Origin of the sequence: Klebsiella sp. MBT K-1, from assembly GCF_002556465.1 — a bacterium.
In the GTDB taxonomy this organism is placed as follows: Bacteria; Pseudomonadota; Gammaproteobacteria; order Enterobacterales; family Enterobacteriaceae; genus Klebsiella; species Klebsiella grimontii.
Genome location: NZ_PDEL01000011.1, coordinates 60,508 through 81,200 on the forward strand (window position 1 = coordinate 60,508; position 20,693 = coordinate 81,200).

Sequence of the window (20,693 nt, forward strand, 5' to 3'; positions counted from 1 at the left end):
CCCAGGTTTGAGCGAATAACATCAGCATTTTACAATCTGCATTTTCAGGGAGTTACACAGTGCTGATTGGTTATGCCAGGGTCTCAACAGGGGATCAAAACCTCGATTTACAGAAAAACGCGCTGATTCGCGCAGAATGTGAACTGATTTTTGAAGACAAAGCCAGTGGGAAGCACGTACGCCGACCAGGTTTAAAACAGGCGATTCGACGTTCGAGAGAAGGCGATACGTTGGTTGTCTGGAAGTTAGATCGACTGGGGAGGAGCGTCAGAGACCTGATTACCCTTGTCTCAGACCTGCAATCACGTGGCGTACATTTCCGCAGTCTGACCGACTCAATTGATACCAGCACGCCCGCAGGGCGTTTTTTCTTTCATGTAATGAGCGCCCTTGCAGAGATGGAAAGGGAATTGATTATTGAGCGGACGCGTGCGGGACTGGCAGCTGCACGGGCTAAAGGCAGAATTGGAGGGCGTAAGCGAGTGATGACCGAGGAGGCAGTTGGAAGAGCCAAGAGAATGCTCGCAAACGGGGCTTCCCGCCAACAGATTGCAGAGATTTATAACGTTGGGGTTAAGACCATCTACAAGTACCTTCCAGTGGCCTCTAAGTTGTAATTCCATTTCACATATAGCAACAGGTGTGCCCGTGATTTATCGCGCCGGAATGGCCGCATTTATCGCGCGGCGCATCAGAATATTAACGATAATGCCCGCATGTAATTTATTAAACTCGCGCAGATTGGGGATCAGCCAGTGGGTGCTAAAGGTAGGGTTGACGGCCAGCTCAAGAACCTGCACCGTCGGTTGCCATGTCATAATCGAATTGGTATCACGCTCCAGTTTGTTAAGCGTTTCCTTAACGATAGTCAAATAATGCTTGCCAGCCTCATTTAAAAAAATCCTTTTTTTAGCATGGTTAAATAATGACGTATGGAGGAAATCCTCCAGCGCCGTGACTTGTCGGAACACGGCGCTTTGTGTTAAAGCCAACTCTTCCGCAGCTCGCGTATAACTTTCGTGGCGAGCCACAACCTCAAAGGTCACCAGTAATTCAGTTTTGGGTATTTTTCCTCTCATAACGTCTTCCATTTACGCCGTGCAAAAATTGTTTAATAGATAAAAAAAGCGCGCAAGGACATCCGATTAGCCCCGTGTGTTATATTTTATTTTACCCTCAGATGTCATTGATCTATTCCATGATTAACGCATACTATAATCGATCAAATAATAACCAATGATACCCAAGCGCTACAATAAACACAATTTAAACAATGTGATTGCCATGCAAATAACGGCAAGAAGTTGTCAATATTTTTTCATATTAACTTGTTTATTTGCGAAGTCAGTCGATGGGCGGTGAAATTTAATTATACGCTGATGAACATAAATGGAAAATTTTCCGCGATCGGTCACACATAATGGACGCTCCAGGAAAAATCTGTATTAAGGTTAAACGGCGGCTAATCGGCCTGCGGAGAAGCCGCCGAGAGACGCCGATCGCGGAACAGTTGCGGGCTGGTGCGGTGAGCCGCGCGAAACACCCGGCAAAAATAGCTGGTTTGCGCGAACTGAAGCTTACGCGCTACGCTATCTATCGAATACCTCGGATCGGCGAGCAGTTCCCCGGCCCGCTGCATTTTTCGCTGATTAACCCAAACTTTAAAATTCACTCCCTGGCGTTTTTTAAAAAACCGGCTAAAATAATTCGCACTCAGACAAACGTGGGAGGCAACAGACTCCAGAGACAACTCGCCATATAAATTCTCATCAATATAGCGTAGCGCCGATATTAATTTTATTTCATGCGGAGATTTTTGCGAATAATAAAACCCCCTTTTCTCCAGCGATGTTTTCGAGCCCTCTTCTTTTTCCTCTGCAGCCGCAGAAATATTATTAATGATAAAATTAAGTAATCTTATTGCCGCCGCCCGATGATGATTATCGGTCGATTTATGATGGTCGCATATAATATAGCCGAATAACTTATCGCCCTGAATCAGCGGTAAGACCAGAAAATTGCCGCTACCATAGCAATCAGGCAATCGATTGTCTTTCACATCAATCACCGTTGCCACCAGCCCTGTTGCCCGAGAAAAAACCTCTGCCAGCGCCCTGAAATAATCCAATACTGCATCTTTGCTCTTTTGCGCCACGTTATTCTCCACAACTTTTGCAAACGCTTAATATGCAAAATAGTGCGGATAAAAAGGATGATGCCGGACGCAAAAAATAATCTCATTTGCGCAGGTGAAAATGATTAAATTGCATGAACGTGCGGCCGGAAGCCGAGTGATACCGGATAGCTCATCGCCAGGCAAAAAAAAAGGCCATCATCAGATGGCCAACCATGTCGAAATTGGACCAGCCCTTAACCATGCAGAAAGTCAGGGCTGTTTTTTTACTTATTACTTAATCACGGTTTTCAGCGCTTCGCCGATATCGGCCAGGCTGCGAACGGTTTTCACGCCTGCTGCTTCCAGCGCCGCGAATTTCTCGTCCGCAGTGCCTTTGCCGCCCGCGATGATGGCGCCCGCGTGACCCATACGTTTGCCTTTCGGCGCGGTCACGCCGGCAATGTAGCCGACAACCGGTTTGGTCACGTGATCTTTGATGTAAGCAGCCGCTTCTTCTTCCGCGCTACCGCCGATCTCGCCGATCATGACGATCGCTTCGGTCTGCGGGTCTTCCTGGAACAGCTTCAGGATATCGATGAAGTTAGATCCCGGGATCGGGTCGCCGCCGATGCCCACGCAGGTGGACTGGCCGAAGCCGTAGTCGGTGGTCTGCTTAACCGCTTCATAGGTCAGGGTACCGGAGCGGGAAACGATGCCCACTTTGCCCGGCTGGTGAATGTGGCCCGGCATGATGCCGATTTTGCATTCGCCTGGGGTGATCACACCCGGGCAGTTCGGCCCGATCATGCGCACGCCCGCTTCGTCCAGCTTCACCTTCACGGTCAGCATATCCAGCGTCGGGATACCTTCGGTGATGGTGATAATCAGTTTAATGCCCGCATCGATAGCTTCCAGGATGGAGTCTTTGCAGAACGGCGCCGGAACGTAGATAACGGATGCGGTTGCACCGGTCGCTTCTACCGCTTCGCGCACGGTGTTGAACACCGGCAGGCCCAGATGGGTGGTGCCGCCTTTGCCCGGCGTTACGCCGCCAACCATTTGCGTACCGTAAGCAATGGCTTGTTCAGAGTGGAATGTACCCTGGCTACCGGTGAAGCCCTGGCAGATAACCTTGGTATCTTTATTAATTAAAACGGACATTATTTCCCCTCCACTGCGGCAACAACCTGCTGAGCTGCATCCGTCAGACTTTTCGCTGCAATAATATTCAGGCCGCTGTCAGCCAGTTTCTTCGCGCCCAGTTCGGCGTTGTTACCTTCCAGACGAACCACTACCGGGACGTTAACGCCCACTTCGGCTACCGCGCCGATGATGCCGTCGGCAATCAGGTCGCAGCGTACGATACCGCCGAAGATGTTAACCAGAACCGCTTTAACGTTGTCATCAGAGAGGATAATTTTGAACGCTTCGGTGACGCGCTCTTTGGTTGCGCCGCCGCCAACGTCAAGGAAGTTAGCCGGTTCGCCGCCGTGCAGCTTAACGATGTCCATGGTACCCATCGCCAGGCCCGCGCCGTTCACCATGCAACCGATGTTGCCGTCCAGCGCGACGTAGTTCAGTTCCCACTGCGCCGCCTGAGCTTCACGCGGATCTTCCTGAGACTGGTCGCGCATTTCGCGCAGATCCGGCTGGCGGAACAGCGCGTTGCCGTCAGCGCCCAGTTTACCGTCGAGGCAGATCAGGTCGCCCTGCCTGGTGATCACCAGCGGGTTGATTTCGATCAGCGCCAGGTCGCGCTCAAGGAAAATGGTCGCCAGACCCATAAAGATTTTGGTGAACTGCTGAACCTGTTTTCCTTCCAGACCCAGTTTGAACGCCAGCTCACGGCCCTGGTAAGGCATCGGACCCGCCAGCGGATCGATGGCGATTTTGTGGATCAGGTGCGGGGTCTCTTCCGCCACTTTTTCGATTTCCACGCCGCCTTCGGTAGAGGCCATGAAGACCACACGACGGGAGCTACGGTCAACGACCGCGCCGAGGTACAGCTCTTTATCGATATCGGTCGCCGCTTCCACCAGGATCTGGTTAACCGGCTGGCCGTTTGCATCTGTCTGGTAGGTCACCAGGCGTTTGCCCAGCCAGTGTTCAGCAAATGCGCGAATGTCTTCTTTGCTCTTAACTACTTTCACACCGCCCGCTTTGCCGCGGCCACCAGCGTGAACCTGACATTTCACTACCCACGGACCCGCGCCGATTTTTGAAGCGGCTTCTTCTGCTTCACGCGGAGTAGTACAGGCATAACCCACCGGCGCCGGTAAGCCATAGCGGGCAAAGAGTTGTTTTGCCTGATATTCATGTAAGTTCATGTGTTCAGTCCATCCTTCAGGGAATAATTATAAACCTGTAGGCCTGATAACGGCGCTAGCGCATGTTAGCCGGCCTACGGTAGGTAATACTCTTGCTGACTACACGTCCAGCAGCAGACGAGTCGGGTCTTCCAGCAGCTCTTTAATCGCAACCAGGTAGCCTACCGATTCACGTCCGTCTATCAGACGATGGTCGTAGGAGAGCGCCAGGTACATCATCGGCAGAATTTCGACCTTACCATTCACTGCCATCGGACGATCTTTAATGGCATGCATACCCAGAATCGCGCTCTGCGGCGGGTTGATGATCGGCGTGGACATCAGAGAACCGAATACGCCGCCGTTGGTAATGGTGAAGTTACCGCCGGTCAGGTCGTCTACGGTGAGCTTGCCGTCGCGGCCTTTTACTGCCAGCTCTTTAATTTTCTTCTCGATATCCGCCATGCCCAGCAGGTCGACATCGCGCAGAACCGGGGTAACCAGGCCGCGCGGCGTGGAGACCGCCATGCTGACGTCGAAATAGTTGTGGTATACCACGTCATCGCCATCGATAGAGGCGTTCACTTCCGGATAGCGTTTCAGCGCTTCAACCACCGCCTTCACGTAGAAGGACATGAAGCCCAGACGGATACCGTGACGTTTTTCAAACGCGTCACCATACTGCTTACGCAGATCCATAATCGGCTTCATGTTGACTTCGTTGAAGGTGGTCAGCATGGCGGTAGAGTTTTTCGCTTCCAGCAGACGCTCGGCAACGCGTTTGCGCAGACGAGTCATCGGCACGCGTTTTTCAGAGCGGTGGCCCAGCTGCGGAGCCGGAGCAGCTGCAGCGGGCGCAGCCGCCGGGGCTAGAGCTTTAGCCGGAGCGTTCGCCAGATGTTTCTCTACGTCTTCGCGGGTCAGGCGGCCGCCAACGCCGGTGCCTTTAATGGCCGCCGCGTCGAGGCTATGTTCCGCGAGCAGACGGCGAATCGCCGGGCTCAGCGCATCGTTGTTTTGTTCTTCCAGAGAAGCCTGCTGGCGCTGGGCCGGCGTCGACTCTTTGGCATCGGCTTTCGCGCCGGACTCTTTGCCCGCGCTGTTGCCTTCACGCAGGCGGCCGAGGATCTGACGAGAGAGCACGGTAGCGCCCTCGTCTTCAATGACCGCGTCCAGAATGCCATCCGCTGAAGCCGGTACTTCCAGTACCACTTTGTCAGTTTCGATTTCTACCAGCACTTCGTCACGAACAACCGCATCGCCCGGTTTTTTATGCCAGGTGGCAACCGTTGCGTCAGCTACGGACTCAGGCAGGTCGGGAACCAGAATATCTACGCTACTCATTATGTATCCTTTAATTAATCGACGTTCAGCGCGTCATTGACCAGATCTTGTTGCTGTTTCTGGTGAACGGACAGGTATCCTACCGCCGGAGAGGCGGAGGCCGGGCGGCCTGCATAACGCAGAGAGGCCCCAAACGGAATCACTTCACGGAAGTGATGCTGGCTGCAGTACCACGCGCCCTGGTTGAGCGGTTCTTCCTGGCACCAGACAAAATCATGCACGTGCGCATAGGGTTTCAGCGCTTCCTGTACCGCCTGGTGCGGGAACGGGTAGAGCTGCTCTATGCGAACGATAGCGACATCTTTTTGCTCTTTCTTGCGGCGCTGTTCCAGCAGGTCGTAGTAAACCTTACCAGAGCACAGCACAACACGCTTCACGGCTTTCGGGTCGAGATCGTCGATTTCACCGATTGCCGGCTGGAAGGTGCCGTTCGCCAGTTCGTCCATGTTCGACACCGCCAGCGGGTGACGCAGCAGCGATTTCGGCGACATCACGATCAGCGGGCGACGCATACCGCGCAGCGCCTGACGACGCAGCATATGGTAAACCTGCGCCGGCGTGGACGGTACGCAAACCTGCATGTTCTGCTCGGCGCAGAGCTGCAGATAGCGTTCCAGACGCGCGGAGGAGTGCTCCGGTCCCTGGCCTTCGTAGCCGTGCGGCAGCAGCATCACCAGACCGCACATACGGCCCCACTTCTGCTCGCCGGAGCTGATGAACTGGTCGATAACCACCTGCGCACCGTTAGCGAAGTCGCCGAACTGCGCTTCCCAGATGGTCAGGGTGCGCGGCTCCGCGGTAGCGTAGCCATATTCAAACGCCAGTACCGCTTCTTCCGACAGTACGGAGTCCCAGACTTTGAAATGGCCCTGGCCGTTGTGGACGTGCTGCAGCGGCGTATAGGTTGAACCATTTTTCTGGTTGTGGATCACCGCGTGGCGGTGGAAGAAGGTCCCGCGCCCGGAGTCTTCGCCGGACAGACGCACCGAAATGCCTTCATCGACCAGCGTAGCGTAGGCGAGGTTTTCCGCGCCGCCCCAGTCGAACAGCTTCTCACCGGCGGCCATTGCCTGACGGTCGCCGTAGATTTTCGCGACGCGCGACTGCATCTCAACGGCTTCCGGCACCGTACTGATGCGTTTCGCCAGCTCCTGCAGACGCTTAGGTTCAACTTTATCCGGGTAGCTCTCATCCCACTCGTGGTTGAGGTACGGGGACCAGGTAAAGGAGTGCATGTTCATCGGACGCCACTCCTGCACCACGCATTCGCCGGCATCCAGCGCGTCGCGGTAGAGGTTCACCTGCTCGGTAGCGTCTTCCAGCGTCGCGACCTTATCGGCTTCCAGCTTGTCAGCGTAGATTTTGCGCGGGGTCGGATGCTTTTTGATTTTCTGGTACATCAGCGGCTGGGTCGCGCTCGGCTCGTCGGCTTCGTTGTGGCCATGACGGCGGTAGCACACCAGGTCGATGAAGACATCGCGTTTGAAGGTATTACGGAAATCCAGCGCCAGGCGGGTCACGAAAGCCACGGCTTCCGGGTCATCGGCATTAACGTGGAAAATCGGCGACTGCACCATCTTACCGATGTCGGTGCAGTACGGGGTAGAACGCGCATCCAGCGGGTTGGAGGTGGTGAAGCCAACCTGGTTGTTGATAACGATGCGTACGGTACCGCCCACTTCGTAACCGCGCGCTTTGGACATGTTCAGGGTTTCCTGAACCACGCCCTGGCCGGTAACCGCGGCGTCGCCGTGAATAGTGATCGGCAGAACTTTGTTGCTGCTCGGTTCGTCGAGACGATCGAGACGCGCGCGTACGGAGCCGATAACCACCGGGCTGACGATTTCCAGGTGCGACGGGTTAAACGCCAGCGCCAGGTGCACCAGACCGCCTTCGGTTTCCATATCGGACGAGAAGCCCATGTGGTACTTCACGTCACCGGTACCAAGGTGCTCTTTATGTTTACCGGCGAATTCGTCGAACAGGTCCTGCGGTTTTTTACCCAGCACGTTGACCAGTACGTTCAGACGACCGCGGTGCGCCATGCCCAGCACCACTTCGCGGGTGCCGCTCTTACCCGCGTGGCGGATAATCTCTTTGAGCATCGGGATCAGCGCATCGCCGCCTTCCAGCGAGAAGCGTTTAGCGCCCGGGAATTTTGCGCCGAGGTAGCGCTCCAGGCCTTCCGCCGCGGTCAGCTCGCTGAGGAAGCGCTTTTTCTCTTCGGCGCTAAAGCTCGCTTTGCCCGCTACCGACTCAATACGCTGCTGGATCCAGCGTTTTTCTTCGGTAGAGGTAATGTGCATATATTCCGCGCCGATGGAGCCGCAATAGGTCTGCTTCAGGGCGGAGATCAGATCGCCCAGCTTCATCGTGTCTTTACCGATGGCAAAAGAGCCTACGTTATAGATCTCCTGGAAATCGGCCTCGGTCAGATCGTGGTAAGCCGGATCGAGATCCGCCACTCTCTCTTGCTGCCACAGGCCCAGCGGATCGAGATTCGCATGCTGGTGACCACGGAAGCGGTATGCGTTGATGAGCTGCAGGACTTTAACCTGCTTCACATTGGTGTCAGGGTCGGAAATCGAAGAAGTGTAACGCGAGGCATCCTTCGCCAGGCGGCGGAAATAATCACGCGTTTTGGAATGAAATTGATCCGGTTTGACTCCGGTGCCAGGTAACTGCTGGAACATAGAACGCCAGTTGGCGTCAACAGAGTCAGGATCGGTTAAGAAGTCTTCATAGAGCTGTTCTATCCAGCTCTGGTTCGAACCAGAGAGGTAAGAAGAGTCCAGCCAGGCTTTCATTGCGCCGTTCTGCATCGTGATCCCTTAAGCATTTATATGCTTATTTCGCCGTAGAAACTACCACGCACAGAAGTTGTACGTGCCGGGGTTCACTTTTTGCGGAGGAGTTGTGGTTTCGTCCGCTAAGGAACCTTTAAAAACTGTCTAATAATCTTCTTTGTTCAGGCTGCGACTGTGTTGCGACCCTCACTCACTCCGGTCACATCGTTCACTATGCTCCCGGAGATTCGTTCTGCTCGCGCCTTGTCTCGCGCTGAACATCTCGATTATTACTATTAATGTGGCAGTTTTTAGAGGTTTCCTGCTATATCCCCCGGCGGCGCGAACGCTTGCCGGGGCAACTGCTTCGGGTAGCCCGGATAAGCGATAGCGCCATCCGGGACAGACCGGGTTGCTTACGCACTGCGCTGCAGCAGCATCGACTTAATATGGCCGATGGCGCGCGTCGGGTTCAGCCCCTTAGGACACACACTGACGCAGTTCATAATGCTATGACAGCGGAATACGCTGAAAGCATCGCTCAGCCCTTCGAGGCGCTCGCTGGTTTCGGTATCGCGGCTGTCGATCAGGAAGCGATACGCGGCCAGCAGGCCAGCCGGGCCGATAAACTTGTCCGGGTTCCACCAGAACGACGGGCAAGAGGTTGAACAACATGCGCAGAGAATACACTCGTACAGACCATCGAGTTTCTCACGCTGCTCTGGCGACTGCAGATGCTCGCGAGCAGGAGGATTTTGCCCATTATTCAACAAGTAAGGCTTAATCTTCTCATATTGTGCATAGAATTGCCCCATGTCTACCACCAAATCACGGATAACCGGTAATCCTGGCAGCGGACGGATAACAATTTTCTTGCCCGGCTGATTCAGCGCCGAGATCGGCGTGATGCACGCCAGACCATTTTTCCCGTTCATGTTCAGACCGTCGGAGCCACATACCCCTTCACGGCAGGAGCGGCGGAACGACAGCGACGGATCTTTCTCTTTCAGCTGGATTAACGCATCCAGCAGCATCATGTCACGACCTTCTTCCGCTTCGAGGGTGTAGTCCTGCATGCGCGGAGCATCGTCTACGTCCGGGTTATAACGATAAACTGAAAACTCGAGTTTCATATTCCTGTCTCCGCATTAATAAGTACGAATCTTCGGCGGGAATGCCGGACGCAGCTTCGGTTCCATATTGACGCTACGACGCGTCATGGATTCCGACTCTGGCAGATACAGGGAATGGCACAGCCAGTTTTCATCATCACGATCCGGGAAGTCGAAGCGGCTATGCGCACCGCGGCTTTCGGTACGGTAGTTCGCAGACATTGCGGTGGCGTAAGCGGTTTCCATCAGGTTATCCAGCTCCAGACACTCAACGCGCTGAGTGTTGAACTCGCTGGAAGTATCATCCAGGCGGGCGTTTTTCAGACGCTCGCGGATCGCTTTCAGCTGCTCAAGGCCCTTCGCCATTGCGTCCCCTTCGCGGAATACCGAGAAGTTATGCTGCATACACTCTTGCAGCGCTTTGCGGATTTCGACCGGGTCTTCACCATTGCGGTTGCCGTTCCAGCGGTTCAGACGTTCCAGCGAAGCATCGATCTCGTCATCCGTCGCATCGCGCAGTACGCCCTGTTCGGCGATAGACTCCTGCAGATGCAGGCCCACCGCGCGGCCAAAGACCACCAGGTCAAGCAGCGAGTTGCCGCCCAGACGGTTCGCGCCGTGTACCGATACGCAGGCGATTTCGCCTACCGCGAACAGCCCCGGAATCACCACGTCTTCGCCCTGCTCGTTAACGGTCAGCGCCTGGCCGCTCACTTTGGTCGGAATACCGCCCATCATATAGTGGCAGGTTGGGATAACCGGAATCGGCTCTTTCACCGGGTCGACGTGAGCAAAGGTACGAGAGAGTTCCAGAATACCCGGCAGACGGGATTCGAGAACCTCTTTACCGAGATGGTCAAGCTTCAGCTTGGCGTGCGGGCCCCAAGGACCGTCGCAGCCGCGACCTTCACGGATTTCGATCATGATGGAACGCGCCACCACGTCACGACCCGCCAGGTCTTTCGCGTTCGGCGCATAACGCTCCATAAAGCGCTCGCCGTGTTTATTCAGCAGATAGCCGCCTTCACCGCGGCAGCCTTCGGTCACCAGAACGCCCGCACCGGCGATACCGGTCGGGTGGAACTGCCACATTTCCATATCCTGCACCGGAACGCCGGCGCGGATCGCCATACCCACGCCGTCGCCGGTATTGATATGAGCGTTGGTGGTGGACTGGTAAATACGGCCTGCGCCGCCGGTCGCCAGCACGGTGGCGCGAGCTTTAAAGTAAACCACTTCACCCGTTTCGATGCACAGGGCGGTACAGCCGACCACCGCGCCATCGGCGTTTTTCACCAGATCCAGCGCGTACCACTCGGAGAAAATAGTGGTGTGGTTTTTCAGGTTCTGCTGATAGAGGGTGTGCAGCAGGGCGTGACCGGTACGGTCAGCCGCCGCAGCGGTACGTGCCGCCTGCTCGCCGCCGAAGTTTTTCGACTGGCCGCCGAACGGACGCTGATAAATAGTGCCATTTTCGAGACGCGAGAACGGCAGACCCATATGGTCCAGCTCCAGAATCGCTTCCGGGCCGGTTTTACACATATATTCGATGGCGTCCTGATCGCCAATGTAGTCCGACCCCTTGACGGTGTCGTACATATGCCATTCCCAGTTATCTTCATGGGTATTACCGAGCGCGACGGTGATGCCGCCCTGCGCGGAAACGGTATGGGAACGGGTCGGGAAGACTTTGGAGAGCAGCGCACAGGTCTGGCCGCTTTGGGAAATCTGCAGCGCCGCGCGCATACCTGCGCCGCCGGCACCGATCACAACTGCATCAAATTCTCTGACTGGCAATTTCATTACACACCCCACACCACAACAAATCCATAAAGAACGTAAGCCACCAGCGCAACAACGATCAGCAGTTGCAGAATTAAGCGCACGGCCAGTGGTTTAACGTAGTCCGTTAACACCTGCCACATCCCAATCCAGGCGTGGATCAGAATGGAAACGAGAGCCAGCAGGGTGAAGACTTTAGTGAACGCGGAGGAGAAAAAGCCCGTCCAGACTTCCCATGAAATTTCACCGGTAGTGGCAAAAAAGCCCACCATATAGATGATGTAGAGGGTCAGAACGATAGCGGTAGCACGGACCAGAATAAAGTCATGTACGCCGTTGCGTCCTAGTGCTGAGGCGTTGCTTACCATACGAGGACTCCTGCGAGAAGTGAAAGCACGACAGTAATAACAAAAGAAATTTTGGCGGAGCGTGTCCCTACTTCGAGGGTTTCTTCAAGGTAGCCAAAATCCATCAGCAGGTGGCGAATACCGACCACCGCGTGATACGCCAGCGCGGTCAGGATGCCCCACATGATGAACTTCACAAAGAAGCTATCCATAATGGATGCCGCAGTGAGAAAACCTTCGGGAGAGGAAAGGCTGGTGCCCAGCAGCCAAAGCAGAATCCCGACCGCCACGAAGGTGATCACTCCGGATACGCGATGGAGAATGGACGCTATCGCCGTGATTGGGAACCGGATCGTTTGCAGATCCAGATTGACAGGTCTTTGTTTTTTCACATTTCTTACCATGAATAACGCCCACATGCTGTTCTTATTGTTTCCTTCCTCCGGTCTGCTTGCGGGTCAGACAGCGTCCTTATCTATAACTAAAAGTCATGTTAAAACGCCTTTTCAGGAGTTAAAGCGTGACAAAATAACGCTGGGTGGCTCGGGATTGCAGGGTGTTCCGGAGACCTGGCGGCAGTATAGGCCGTTCACAAAATCATTACAATTAACCTACATATAGTTTGTCGGGTTTTCTCCCGAACAGTGATCAATGTCACGATAACAACATATTTTTAATTTTTAATCATCTGATTTGACAAATATTAAACATTATTGTTACAACCATTACCAGATAAATGCAATAATACGCAAAAGTTATGGGGTCACTCTTTTACCTGAGAATAAGTTATGCAACAGTGAGAGAGTATTGACCGATGTAATCAGGACAGTTATTAGTGGTATATAGTTTTAAAATATTCGGGCTGCTAAAACGCTGATTTGCTGTTGTTTCATCGTAGGCTGAAGTCGTACCATCAAGCGCCCTTGCTCTGTACCCTGCCCCTTTCGCGACGCAGAGCGATGTGCAACATAACAAACTGGTAACGTCATCTGCTACGGGCCGAATGCAAATCCACCACCCGGCAGTCTTAAGCAATAAAGGCGCTAAGGAGACCATAAATGTCTGATGCTAAAGCAAAAATCACCCTGGGTGGTGATACTGCTATCGAACTGGATGTGCTAAAGGGCACTCTCGGTCAGGATGTTATTGATATTCGTAGTCTTGGTTCAAAAGGCGTATTTACTTTTGACCCTGGTTTCACCTCAACCGCATCCTGCGAATCTAAAATCACCTTTATCGACGGTGATGAAGGTATCCTGCTGCACCGCGGTTTTCCGATCGATCAGTTAGCAACCGACTCCAACTATCTGGAAGTATGCTACATCCTGCTGAACGGTGAGAAGCCAACCCAGGCCCAGTACGACGAATTCAAAACTATCGTTACTCGCCACACTATGATTCACGAACAGATTACCCGTCTGTTCCACGCGTTCCGCCGCGATTCACATCCGATGGCCGTTATGTGCGGTATCACCGGCGCGCTGGCCGCCTTCTATCACGATTCGCTGGATGTAAATAACCCACGCCACCGCGATATCGCCGCATTCCGCCTGCTCTCCAAGATGCCGACTATGGCGGCAATGTGTTACAAATATTCTATCGGCCAGCCTTTCGTTTATCCGCGCAACGACCTCTCCTACGCGGGTAACTTCCTGAATATGATGTTCTCCACGCCGTGTGAAAAATATGAAGTGAACCCGATTCTGGAACGCGCCATGGACCGTATCCTGATCCTGCACGCCGACCATGAACAAAACGCTTCGACTTCCACCGTGCGTACCGCCGGCTCTTCCGGCGCCAACCCGTTTGCCTGCATCGCTGCGGGTATTGCCTCCCTGTGGGGACCGGCGCACGGCGGCGCCAACGAAGCGGCGCTGAAGATGCTCGAAGAGATCAGCTCCGTTGAGCACATTCCGGAATTCGTCCGTCGCGCGAAAGACAAAAACGACTCTTTCCGCCTGATGGGCTTTGGCCACCGGGTGTACAAAAACTACGACCCGCGCGCCACCGTTATGCGTGAAACCTGCCATGAAGTGCTGAAAGAGCTGGGCACCAAAGACGATCTGCTGGAAGTGGCCATGGAGCTTGAGCACATCGCGCTCAACGACCCGTACTTCATCGAGAAGAAACTTTACCCGAACGTCGATTTCTACTCCGGTATCATCCTCAAAGCGATGGGCATCCCATCCTCCATGTTTACCGTTATCTTTGCGATGGCGCGTACCGTGGGCTGGATTGCGCACTGGAACGAAATGCACAGCGACGGCATGAAAATCGCCCGTCCGCGTCAGCTGTATACCGGCTATGAAAAGCGCGATTTCAAAAACGATATCGCCCGCTAAGTCGGCTATCGCTACGACAAAAAACGCGCCTTCTGGCGCGTTTTTTTATTGCTGGCATCCCGGGCACCAGTAAAACGGTCGCGACGACAGCATGGTCCTCTCGATAATCCCGCCGCAGCGCTCGCAGGCCTCCCCTTCGCGATGAAAAACCTTAAAGCGAAACAGCGCGCCGTGGTGCTTATTCTCATCGGCCAGACCGCGGGTGTTGTAGGACAATCGCGGGATCTCCAGCAGCGCATGCGCCAGCGCATCGAGCTGTTTTTCATCCAGTTCAGAGGCTTTATGCCGCCCGGTCAGCCCCACCTGCCAGAGGATCTCCACGCGCAGATAGTTGCCTAATCCGGCAAGAAACGCCTGATCCAGCAGCAGACCGGAGAACTGGCGGTTGCGAAATTTCGCCGACAGCAGCCGCGCTTTAACCTGTTCAACGCTAAGGCGCATATCGAGCACATCCGGCCCGACCCGCAGCAAAAATGGATGGCGGGCGAGCTGCCCGGGCGTCAGCATTTCAATATCGGAGGCGCTGTAGAGCAAAATCGCCCTGCGCGCGGTCTGCAGCCGGACGCGCAGAACGCGCGTCGTTTCAGGCTGCTCCCCCGCGTCCACCACTCGCCAGACGCCGTACAGCTGATTGTGGCTATACAGCGTTAGCCCGCCGGAGAAGTGGGTCAGCAGCGCCTTGCCGCGAGTTTCAATGTGCGTCACTCGCTGGCCGACCAGCTGAGATTGGTATTGTTGTAACTGCGGGAAGGCGAACCACGCCCCGGTCAGGGGTTCGCCTTTAATCGCCGCTTCCAGGCTATCCGCCGCGCGGCGAATTTCCGGACCTTCCGGCATAATCTTATCCTTGTGTTAATGCGTTGCGCCGCCGCCGACTTTCACGTCCCCGTCCTGCTGCAGGGCAACGGCGATAGCCGTTTCCAGCGCCGCACGCACCGTGTCTACCGCCATACTCGCTTCGCCGGGGTGAGCCGCGGCCTGCTCCGGCAAATACGGTATATGGATAAACCCGCCCTTCGCGCCGCTGCGATGACGCAGGCTATGCAGCAGGCCATACATCACGTGATTACAGACAAACGTCCCCGCCGTCTGCGACACCGACGCCGGAATGCCTTTGCTCCGCAGGGCGGTCACGATCGCTTTGATCGGCAGCGTGCTGAAGTACGCCGCCGGGCCTCCGGCTACGATCGGCACGTCGATCGGCTGCAGGCCTTTATTGTCCGGGATCCGCGCATCATCGACGTTGATCGCCACCCGTTCAACGGTGATGTCGACGCGACCGCCCGCCTGGCCAATCGCCAGCGTTAAGACAGGTTTCAGCTCATCCAGCGCGGCGTTCAGCGCCGTCAGGGCGTCGCCAAAGACGCACGGCAGCTGCCGCGCCACCACCGGCTGCCCGGCGATGATAGCGCCGTCCAGCCGCTTTACCACTTCCCACGAAGGGTTAACCGCTTCGCCGCCAAACGGTTCAAAACCGGTAATCAGTACGCCAGCCATGATCCCTCCTTACAGGAACATCAGGAAATAGAGCAAAAATACGTTCACGATAAGCAGCATAACGCCGGTCGGCACCTGGGCTTTGATCACCGCGTTTTTATCCGGCAGCTCCAGCAGCGCGGCCGGGACGATATTGAAGTTCGCCGCCATTGGGGTCATCAGGGTCCCGCAGTAGCCGGAGAACATGCCAATTGCCGCCATCACCGCCGGGTTACCGCCGTGCTGCAGCACCAGAATCGGGATCCCGACGCCCGCCGTCACGATGGGAAACGCGGCGAAAGCGTTGCCCATCACCATCGTCAGCAGCGCCATACCCAAGGTATAGACGGCCACGGCGATAAACCGGCTGTCTACCGCCAGATAGTGCTGCGTCAGCCAGGAGATGCTATTGCCGACGCCCGCGGCGGTAAACAGCAGCCCGAGCACCGCGAGGATCTGCGGCAAAATAAACGCCCAGCCCACGGAATCCAGCAGGCGACGAGCTTCCTGCAACGGCTGCGCCGCCGTTTCATGGGTCATGCGGATAGCCATCACCAGGCCGAGCAGCGTACCTGCGGTCATTGAAAACAGCGTGATCAGCGTGGCGTGATTGCCCGGCCCAAAGATAGCGACCTGTAGCGAGGGGAGATTATTAAACAGCAGCACGCCGATCACCGTCACCACCGGTATCGCCAGCGCCGGGAAAAACAGCCGGTTGCCAAGACGCGCTGCGCTGGCGGTACGTTCTTCCTGCGAGCGCTGATGATAGCGACCGAGGCGCACGCCGCCAAAACCGGCGATCAGCGCCAGTACCACCACCACCACGCCAACGCCGATATTGACGGTGCGCTTGTCGCCGACCAGCTCATAGGTCCAGTCGCCAAACAGAAACACCAGGCCGTACAGCCCCCAGAACAGGCCGGTTGTCAGCCTGCGCGGGTTGGCCTTATCGCGCCATGACATCACCGCTACCACCAGTAGAACGACGCCCGCCAGCCAGTAAAGCCAGGTTTGCTGAAAATTCATGCGGCACCGCCTTTCGCCTGGCCGGCGTTAACCTTGTCCAGCTCGCGCTGGAGATGGCGGTCGAGGCGCCACAGGCGGGCAGAGTGGATCAGGAAAGCGCAGACCGCCGTGGGGATCCCCCACAGGGCGATGTGCAGCGGCTCGGTCTGAATGCCGCCCGACTCCAGCATAAAGTTATGCATAAAGATAATCGCGCCGAAGGCGACGAAAATATCTTCCCCGAAGAACAGGCCGACGTTATCGGTCGCCGCCGACATCGCGCGCAGGCGATAGCGGACCTCGCCAGGCAAGGCGCCAAAGTTTTTCTCCGCCGCCCCTTCCGCCATCGGCGCCAGCAGCGGGCGCACCATCTGCGGATGTCCGCCCAGGCTGGTGAGGCCCATCGCCGCGGTCACTTCACGCACGAACAGATAGACGATAAGCAGACGACCGGCGGTGGCGCTGCGGATCTTCGCGATCCACATCTGCGCGCGCTCTTTCAGCCCGTGCCGCTCCAGCAGGCCAATCACCGCCAGCGGCAGCAGCAGAATAAACGGCAGGTTGCGAGTATTGAGAAACCCTTCACCCAGCTTTTCCAGAATGGTCGCGATCGGCATATGCGCCGTCAGACCGGTGATGATCCCGGAGACAATAACCACCAGCACCGGGTTAAAACGCAGAACAAATCCGACCACGATCGCCGCAATGCCAATCAGTGGCCAGAGAGATAATGACTCTCCCATAGTAACATCCTGTATGTTGTTGTGAGTTGTTGTCTAATTTTAAGAAATTGATTTTATTGTTTTTATTCTTGCACTTCCGCACTGACCTGTATATTGCGCCCGGCAAACGCCGCGCGCAAGCGGCGCGCAAAATCCAGCGCGTGCTCGCCGTCACCGTGCAGGCAGACGGTTTCCGCCACCACGTGCGCCCATTCGCCGGTGATACTGCGCACCCGGCTGTGCTGCACCATTTCCAGGGTTTGCGCCAGCGACTGTTCTTCGCTTTCGATCAGCGCGCCGGGCTGGGTACGCGGCACCAGGCTGCCGTCCGCCAGATAGCCGCGGTCGGCGAAGACCTCCTGGCGAGTGGTCAGCTGATAACGCTGCCCGGCGCGAATCAGCTCGCTGCCCGCCAGGCCCACCAGCACCAGACCCGCGTCAACGTCATATACCGCTTTGGCGATAGCGTCAGCTAGCTGCGGATCTTTTGCCGCCTGGTTATAGAGCATACCGTGCGGCTTGACGTGCCGCAGCTCGCCGCCCTGAGCGCGCACCAGCGCCGCCAGCGCGCCAACCTGATACAGCGTTTGCGCATAAACCGTTTCCGGCGGCAGCTGCATCGCCGTACGGCCAAAATTTTCCCGGTCGGGAAAGCTGGGATGCGCGCCCACCGCGACGCCATATTTCAGCGCTTCGCGGACGCACTGCAGCATCATTAGCGCATCGCCCGCATGGAAACCGCAGGCGATATTGGCGGAAGAGACCAGCTGTAGCAGCGCGCTATCGTTGGCGCAGCCTTCGCCGAGATCGGCGTTTAAATCAATCTTCATCGTTAAGTCTCCATGCCAGTTGTTCAAAGTAACGTTGCCTGTCGGCGCGCGCTTTCAGCGCTTCCTCCAGGGAGCAGGGAACAAAGTGGATCGGTTGTCCCAGCGGGATCTGCGCCAGCTGGTACATGTCGGCTTCGATAATGGTCGCAATCCGCGGATAGCCGCCGGTGGTCTGCGCGTCGTTCATCAGTACGATGGGCTGGCCGTTATGCGGAACCTGCACCACCCCAGGCAGCAGGCCGTGGGACAGCATCTCGCGATCGGTCATTCGCTTCAGCGGTTGCCCCTGCAGGCGGTAGCCCATGCGATTGCTCTGCGGGCTAAGCCGCCACGGCGAACGCCAGAAGGCGTCCTGCGACACGCTATCGAACTCCTGGTACTCCGGCCCGGGCAGCGCGCGGATGCGGTTGCCGATGGGCAGCTGCTTCACGCCGCGCGGTCCGCGGAACTGCTTATCCGATTTCCCCAGCTTCAGCCGGTCGCCGTCCTGCAAGCGTCGCCCTTCAAGGCCGCCAATTCCCACTTTCAGGTCAGTGCTGCGCGAACCCAGCACCTTCGGCACCGCAATTCCCCCCGCCACCGCCAGATAGCTGCGCACGCCGTGCTGGGGATTCTTGAGCACCAGATGCTGCCCGGCCTTGACCGCCGTTCGCCAGCCCACCCATACCGGCTCGCCATCGAGCTTCGCCTCGCAGGCGGCGCCGGTCAGCGCAAACCAGCCGCTACGCTCAAACTGAATATCCACCTGGCCCAGGGTTATCTCCAGCGCCGCGGCGTTGGCGCCGTTACCCACCAGCAGATTGGCGGTGACCAGCGCCGGCTTATCCATCGCGCCGCAGCGGCTGATGCCCAGCTGACGCAGCCCTTCACGCCCGCCGTCCTGCACCGAGGTATACATTCCGGCGCGGATAATTTTTAACATACGCCCTCCTTTTGCGGCACGAAACGCACTCTGTCGCCGGAACGCAGCAGCACCGGTTCCTTGCGCTTCGGATCAAATAGCGCCAGCGGCGTACGCCCCAGCAGCTGCCACCCCCCCGGCGTCGCCAGCGGATAGATCCCGGTTTGCGCGCCGCCAATACCGACGGACCCGGCGGGCACCAGCAGGCGCGGCTCCGCCCGTCGCGGCATCGCCAGCTTTTCTGGCAGGCCGCCGAAATACGGGAAACCCGGCTGAAAGCCGAGGAACCACACCACGTACTCCACCGACGAATGCAGCTCAACCACCTGCTTCTCGCTCAGGCCGCTGTGGCGGGCAATTTCCCCCAGATCCGGTCCGTATTCGCCGCCGTAAACCACCGGAACCGACACCTGCCGCGATTCCGGTTCGAGCGTATCGCACTCCTCCCACCAGAGCTGCAGGCGCTCAATCGCATCCCACGCCGTCTGCTGCGGATTACGCAATATCACGGTAATGTTGTTCATCCCCGGGATGGCTTCCACCACCTCGGTATGGCCTACCAGCCGCTGGGCTAACCGCCAGATCCGCTTCTGGCTTTCCAGGGTTACCGGCGGCTCAAGCTCCAGTACCACTGCCGTTTCACCTAACAAATAACAACGCGCTCGCTGCACTTTTGCCTCCGTTCATCAAGCCGGGTTGGGGATATCAATAAACGTGACGTCCAGTTCGGTATTTTCCGTTAGCCATTCGCTTAACGCGCGAATTCCGCCGCGCTCGGTGGCATGGTGCCCGGCGGCGTAAAAATGCAGCCCCTGCTCGCGCGCCGAGTGGATGGTTTGCTCTGAAACCTCACCGGTAATAAACGCGTCGACGCCAAAGCGGGCGGCGCTGTCGATAAAGCTCTGGCCGCCGCCGGTGCACCACGCCACGCGAGCGACTTTGTCCGGCCCGGTGTCGCCGCACCACAGCGGTTTGCGTCCCAGCCGCGCTTCAATCCACGAAGCCAGTTCCAGACCCGATACCGCCATCGACAGTTCGCCCCACGGCACCAGCGGCTCGATTTCGCCCATCACGTTGATGCCGAGCAGCGACGCCAACTGGGCGTTATTGCCCAGTTCCGGGTGGGCATCAAGCGGCAGGTGCCAGCCGTAGAGGTTAATGTCGTTAGCCAACAGCGTTTTGAGGCGGTTGCGCTTCATGCCGCGAATCACCGGCGATTCACCTTTCCAGAAGTAGCCGTGATGGACGATCACCGCATCGGCCTCCAGGCGCACGGCTTCATCCAGCAGCGCCTGGCTGGCGGTTACGCCGGTGACGATTTTTTGTATCGTCTCGCGCCCTTCCACCTGGAGCCCATTGGGGGCGTAATCACTGATGGCCGCGCTATTCAGCTTTTCATTAATCAGTTGTTCCAGTTCACTATTTTTCATTGCCGCTCCACCAGGTCATCATTCTATGCAGAGGGATAACATAACGGTATCCGCCCGGTCAGTCGATAGTTCTGCCGCTTCGCCGTCCATTTTGACTTTTCGCGAAATCCCGCAATTTGTCTACTCCCTCCTGCGCGCATTCGTGTATATTTATGCACTATTACAGCATATTAAATAACCAGAAAGCCTATAAC

Annotated in this window: 19 protein-coding genes and 1 pseudogene; 2 read left to right on the forward strand and 18 right to left on the reverse strand. The window is 56.4% G+C overall.

What is annotated here, in order from left to right; all coding sequences use genetic code 11:
- The first annotated feature begins 59 nt into the window (after positions 1–59).
- Positions 60–617: a recombinase family protein gene (locus CMQ96_RS17480; protein ID WP_098067076.1), complete on the forward strand. Its 558-nt coding sequence runs from the start codon at positions 60–62 to the stop codon at positions 615–617.
- 78 nt (positions 618–695) lie between these two features.
- Here CMQ96_RS17480 and CMQ96_RS17485 read toward each other — a convergent pair.
- The 10 genes and pseudogenes from CMQ96_RS17485 to sdhC all read right to left on the reverse strand — a co-directional run.
- A pseudogene (locus tag CMQ96_RS17485) lies at positions 696–1,079 on the reverse strand (LysR family transcriptional regulator); the annotation flags it as partial.
- 383 nt (positions 1,080–1,462) lie between these two features.
- On the reverse strand, positions 1,463–2,155 hold the full coding sequence (locus CMQ96_RS17490; protein ID WP_024358783.1) for an AraC family transcriptional regulator: 693 nt from the start codon (positions 2,153–2,155) through the stop codon (positions 1,463–1,465).
- 252 nt (positions 2,156–2,407) lie between these two features.
- Entirely contained in the window at positions 2,408–3,277 is an 870-nt protein-coding gene (gene sucD, locus CMQ96_RS17495) for a succinate--CoA ligase subunit alpha (RefSeq protein ID WP_004100288.1), read from the reverse strand.
- On the reverse strand, positions 3,277–4,443 hold the full coding sequence (gene sucC, locus CMQ96_RS17500) for an ADP-forming succinate--CoA ligase subunit beta (RefSeq protein ID WP_004130532.1): 1,167 nt from the start codon (positions 4,441–4,443) through the stop codon (positions 3,277–3,279). The genes sucD and sucC overlap by 1 nt, the downstream gene beginning before the upstream one ends.
- Positions 4,444–4,542: 99 nt before the next feature.
- The gene (gene odhB, locus CMQ96_RS17505) at positions 4,543–5,766 is read right to left on the reverse strand and encodes a 2-oxoglutarate dehydrogenase complex dihydrolipoyllysine-residue succinyltransferase (protein ID WP_098067077.1); all 1,224 of its coding nucleotides are present in this window, start codon (positions 5,764–5,766) and stop codon (positions 4,543–4,545) included.
- A gap of 14 nt (positions 5,767–5,780) precedes the next feature.
- Positions 5,781–8,588 carry a 2-oxoglutarate dehydrogenase E1 component gene (gene sucA, locus CMQ96_RS17510; protein ID WP_098067078.1) on the reverse strand — a complete coding sequence of 936 codons (2,808 nt, stop codon included), beginning with the start codon at positions 8,586–8,588 and terminating at the stop codon, positions 5,781–5,783.
- Between the two features lie 380 nt (positions 8,589–8,968).
- Positions 8,969–9,685, reverse strand: coding sequence for a succinate dehydrogenase iron-sulfur subunit SdhB (gene sdhB, locus CMQ96_RS17515; protein WP_004130526.1), 717 nt, complete (start codon positions 9,683–9,685; stop codon positions 8,969–8,971).
- 15 nt (positions 9,686–9,700) lie between these two features.
- Positions 9,701–11,467 carry a succinate dehydrogenase flavoprotein subunit gene (gene sdhA, locus CMQ96_RS17520; protein ID WP_009651647.1) on the reverse strand — a complete coding sequence of 589 codons (1,767 nt, stop codon included), beginning with the start codon at positions 11,465–11,467 and terminating at the stop codon, positions 9,701–9,703.
- Entirely contained in the window at positions 11,467–11,814 is a 348-nt protein-coding gene (sdhD, locus tag CMQ96_RS17525; RefSeq protein WP_004100278.1) for a succinate dehydrogenase membrane anchor subunit, read from the reverse strand. Before sdhD ends, sdhA begins: the two co-directional genes overlap by 1 nt.
- Complete coding sequence (gene sdhC / locus CMQ96_RS17530; RefSeq protein ID WP_004130523.1) at positions 11,808–12,212, reverse strand: succinate dehydrogenase cytochrome b556 subunit; 405 nt, start codon at positions 12,210–12,212, stop codon at positions 11,808–11,810. Before sdhC ends, sdhD begins: the two co-directional genes overlap by 7 nt.
- A 639-nt stretch (positions 12,213–12,851) precedes the next feature.
- Between sdhC and gltA the strand changes: the two genes are divergently transcribed.
- Positions 12,852–14,135: a citrate synthase gene (gene gltA, locus CMQ96_RS17540; RefSeq protein ID WP_004100276.1), complete on the forward strand. Its 1,284-nt coding sequence runs from the start codon at positions 12,852–12,854 to the stop codon at positions 14,133–14,135.
- A gap of 45 nt (positions 14,136–14,180) precedes the next feature.
- Here the strand turns inward: gltA and nei are convergent, their stop codons facing one another.
- The 8 genes from nei to ybgI all read right to left on the reverse strand — a co-directional run bounded on the left by nei (position 14,181) and on the right by ybgI (position 20,499).
- Complete coding sequence (gene nei / locus CMQ96_RS17545; protein ID WP_098067079.1) at positions 14,181–14,972, reverse strand: endonuclease VIII; 792 nt, start codon at positions 14,970–14,972, stop codon at positions 14,181–14,183.
- 15 nt (positions 14,973–14,987) lie between these two features.
- Positions 14,988–15,632: a pyroglutamyl-peptidase I gene (gene pcp / locus CMQ96_RS17550; protein ID WP_024358784.1), complete on the reverse strand. Its 645-nt coding sequence runs from the start codon at positions 15,630–15,632 to the stop codon at positions 14,988–14,990.
- A 9-nt stretch (positions 15,633–15,641) separates the two neighbouring features.
- Positions 15,642–16,637 (reverse strand): DUF979 domain-containing protein, encoded by a 996-nt coding sequence (locus CMQ96_RS17555; protein ID WP_049086579.1) that lies wholly within the window; start codon positions 16,635–16,637, stop codon positions 15,642–15,644.
- Positions 16,634–17,359: a DUF969 domain-containing protein gene (locus CMQ96_RS17560; RefSeq protein WP_049086580.1), complete on the reverse strand. Its 726-nt coding sequence runs from the start codon at positions 17,357–17,359 to the stop codon at positions 16,634–16,636. The genes CMQ96_RS17555 and CMQ96_RS17560 overlap by 4 nt, the downstream gene beginning before the upstream one ends.
- 62 nt (positions 17,360–17,421) lie before the next feature.
- Positions 17,422–18,168, reverse strand: a complete 747-nt coding sequence (pxpA, locus tag CMQ96_RS17565; protein ID WP_004132170.1) for a 5-oxoprolinase subunit PxpA — start codon at positions 18,166–18,168, stop codon at positions 17,422–17,424.
- Positions 18,158–19,090 (reverse strand): 5-oxoprolinase subunit PxpC, encoded by a 933-nt coding sequence (pxpC, locus tag CMQ96_RS17570; RefSeq protein WP_024358786.1) that lies wholly within the window; start codon positions 19,088–19,090, stop codon positions 18,158–18,160. The genes pxpA and pxpC overlap by 11 nt, the downstream gene beginning before the upstream one ends.
- Entirely contained in the window at positions 19,084–19,740 is a 657-nt protein-coding gene (pxpB, locus tag CMQ96_RS17575; protein ID WP_004132173.1) for a 5-oxoprolinase subunit PxpB, read from the reverse strand. Before pxpB ends, pxpC begins: the two co-directional genes overlap by 7 nt.
- Positions 19,741–19,755: 15 nt before the next feature.
- The gene (gene ybgI, locus CMQ96_RS17580; RefSeq protein WP_024358787.1) at positions 19,756–20,499 is read right to left on the reverse strand and encodes a radiation resistance protein YbgI; all 744 of its coding nucleotides are present in this window, start codon (positions 20,497–20,499) and stop codon (positions 19,756–19,758) included.
- Positions 20,500–20,693: the final 194 nt, after the last annotated feature.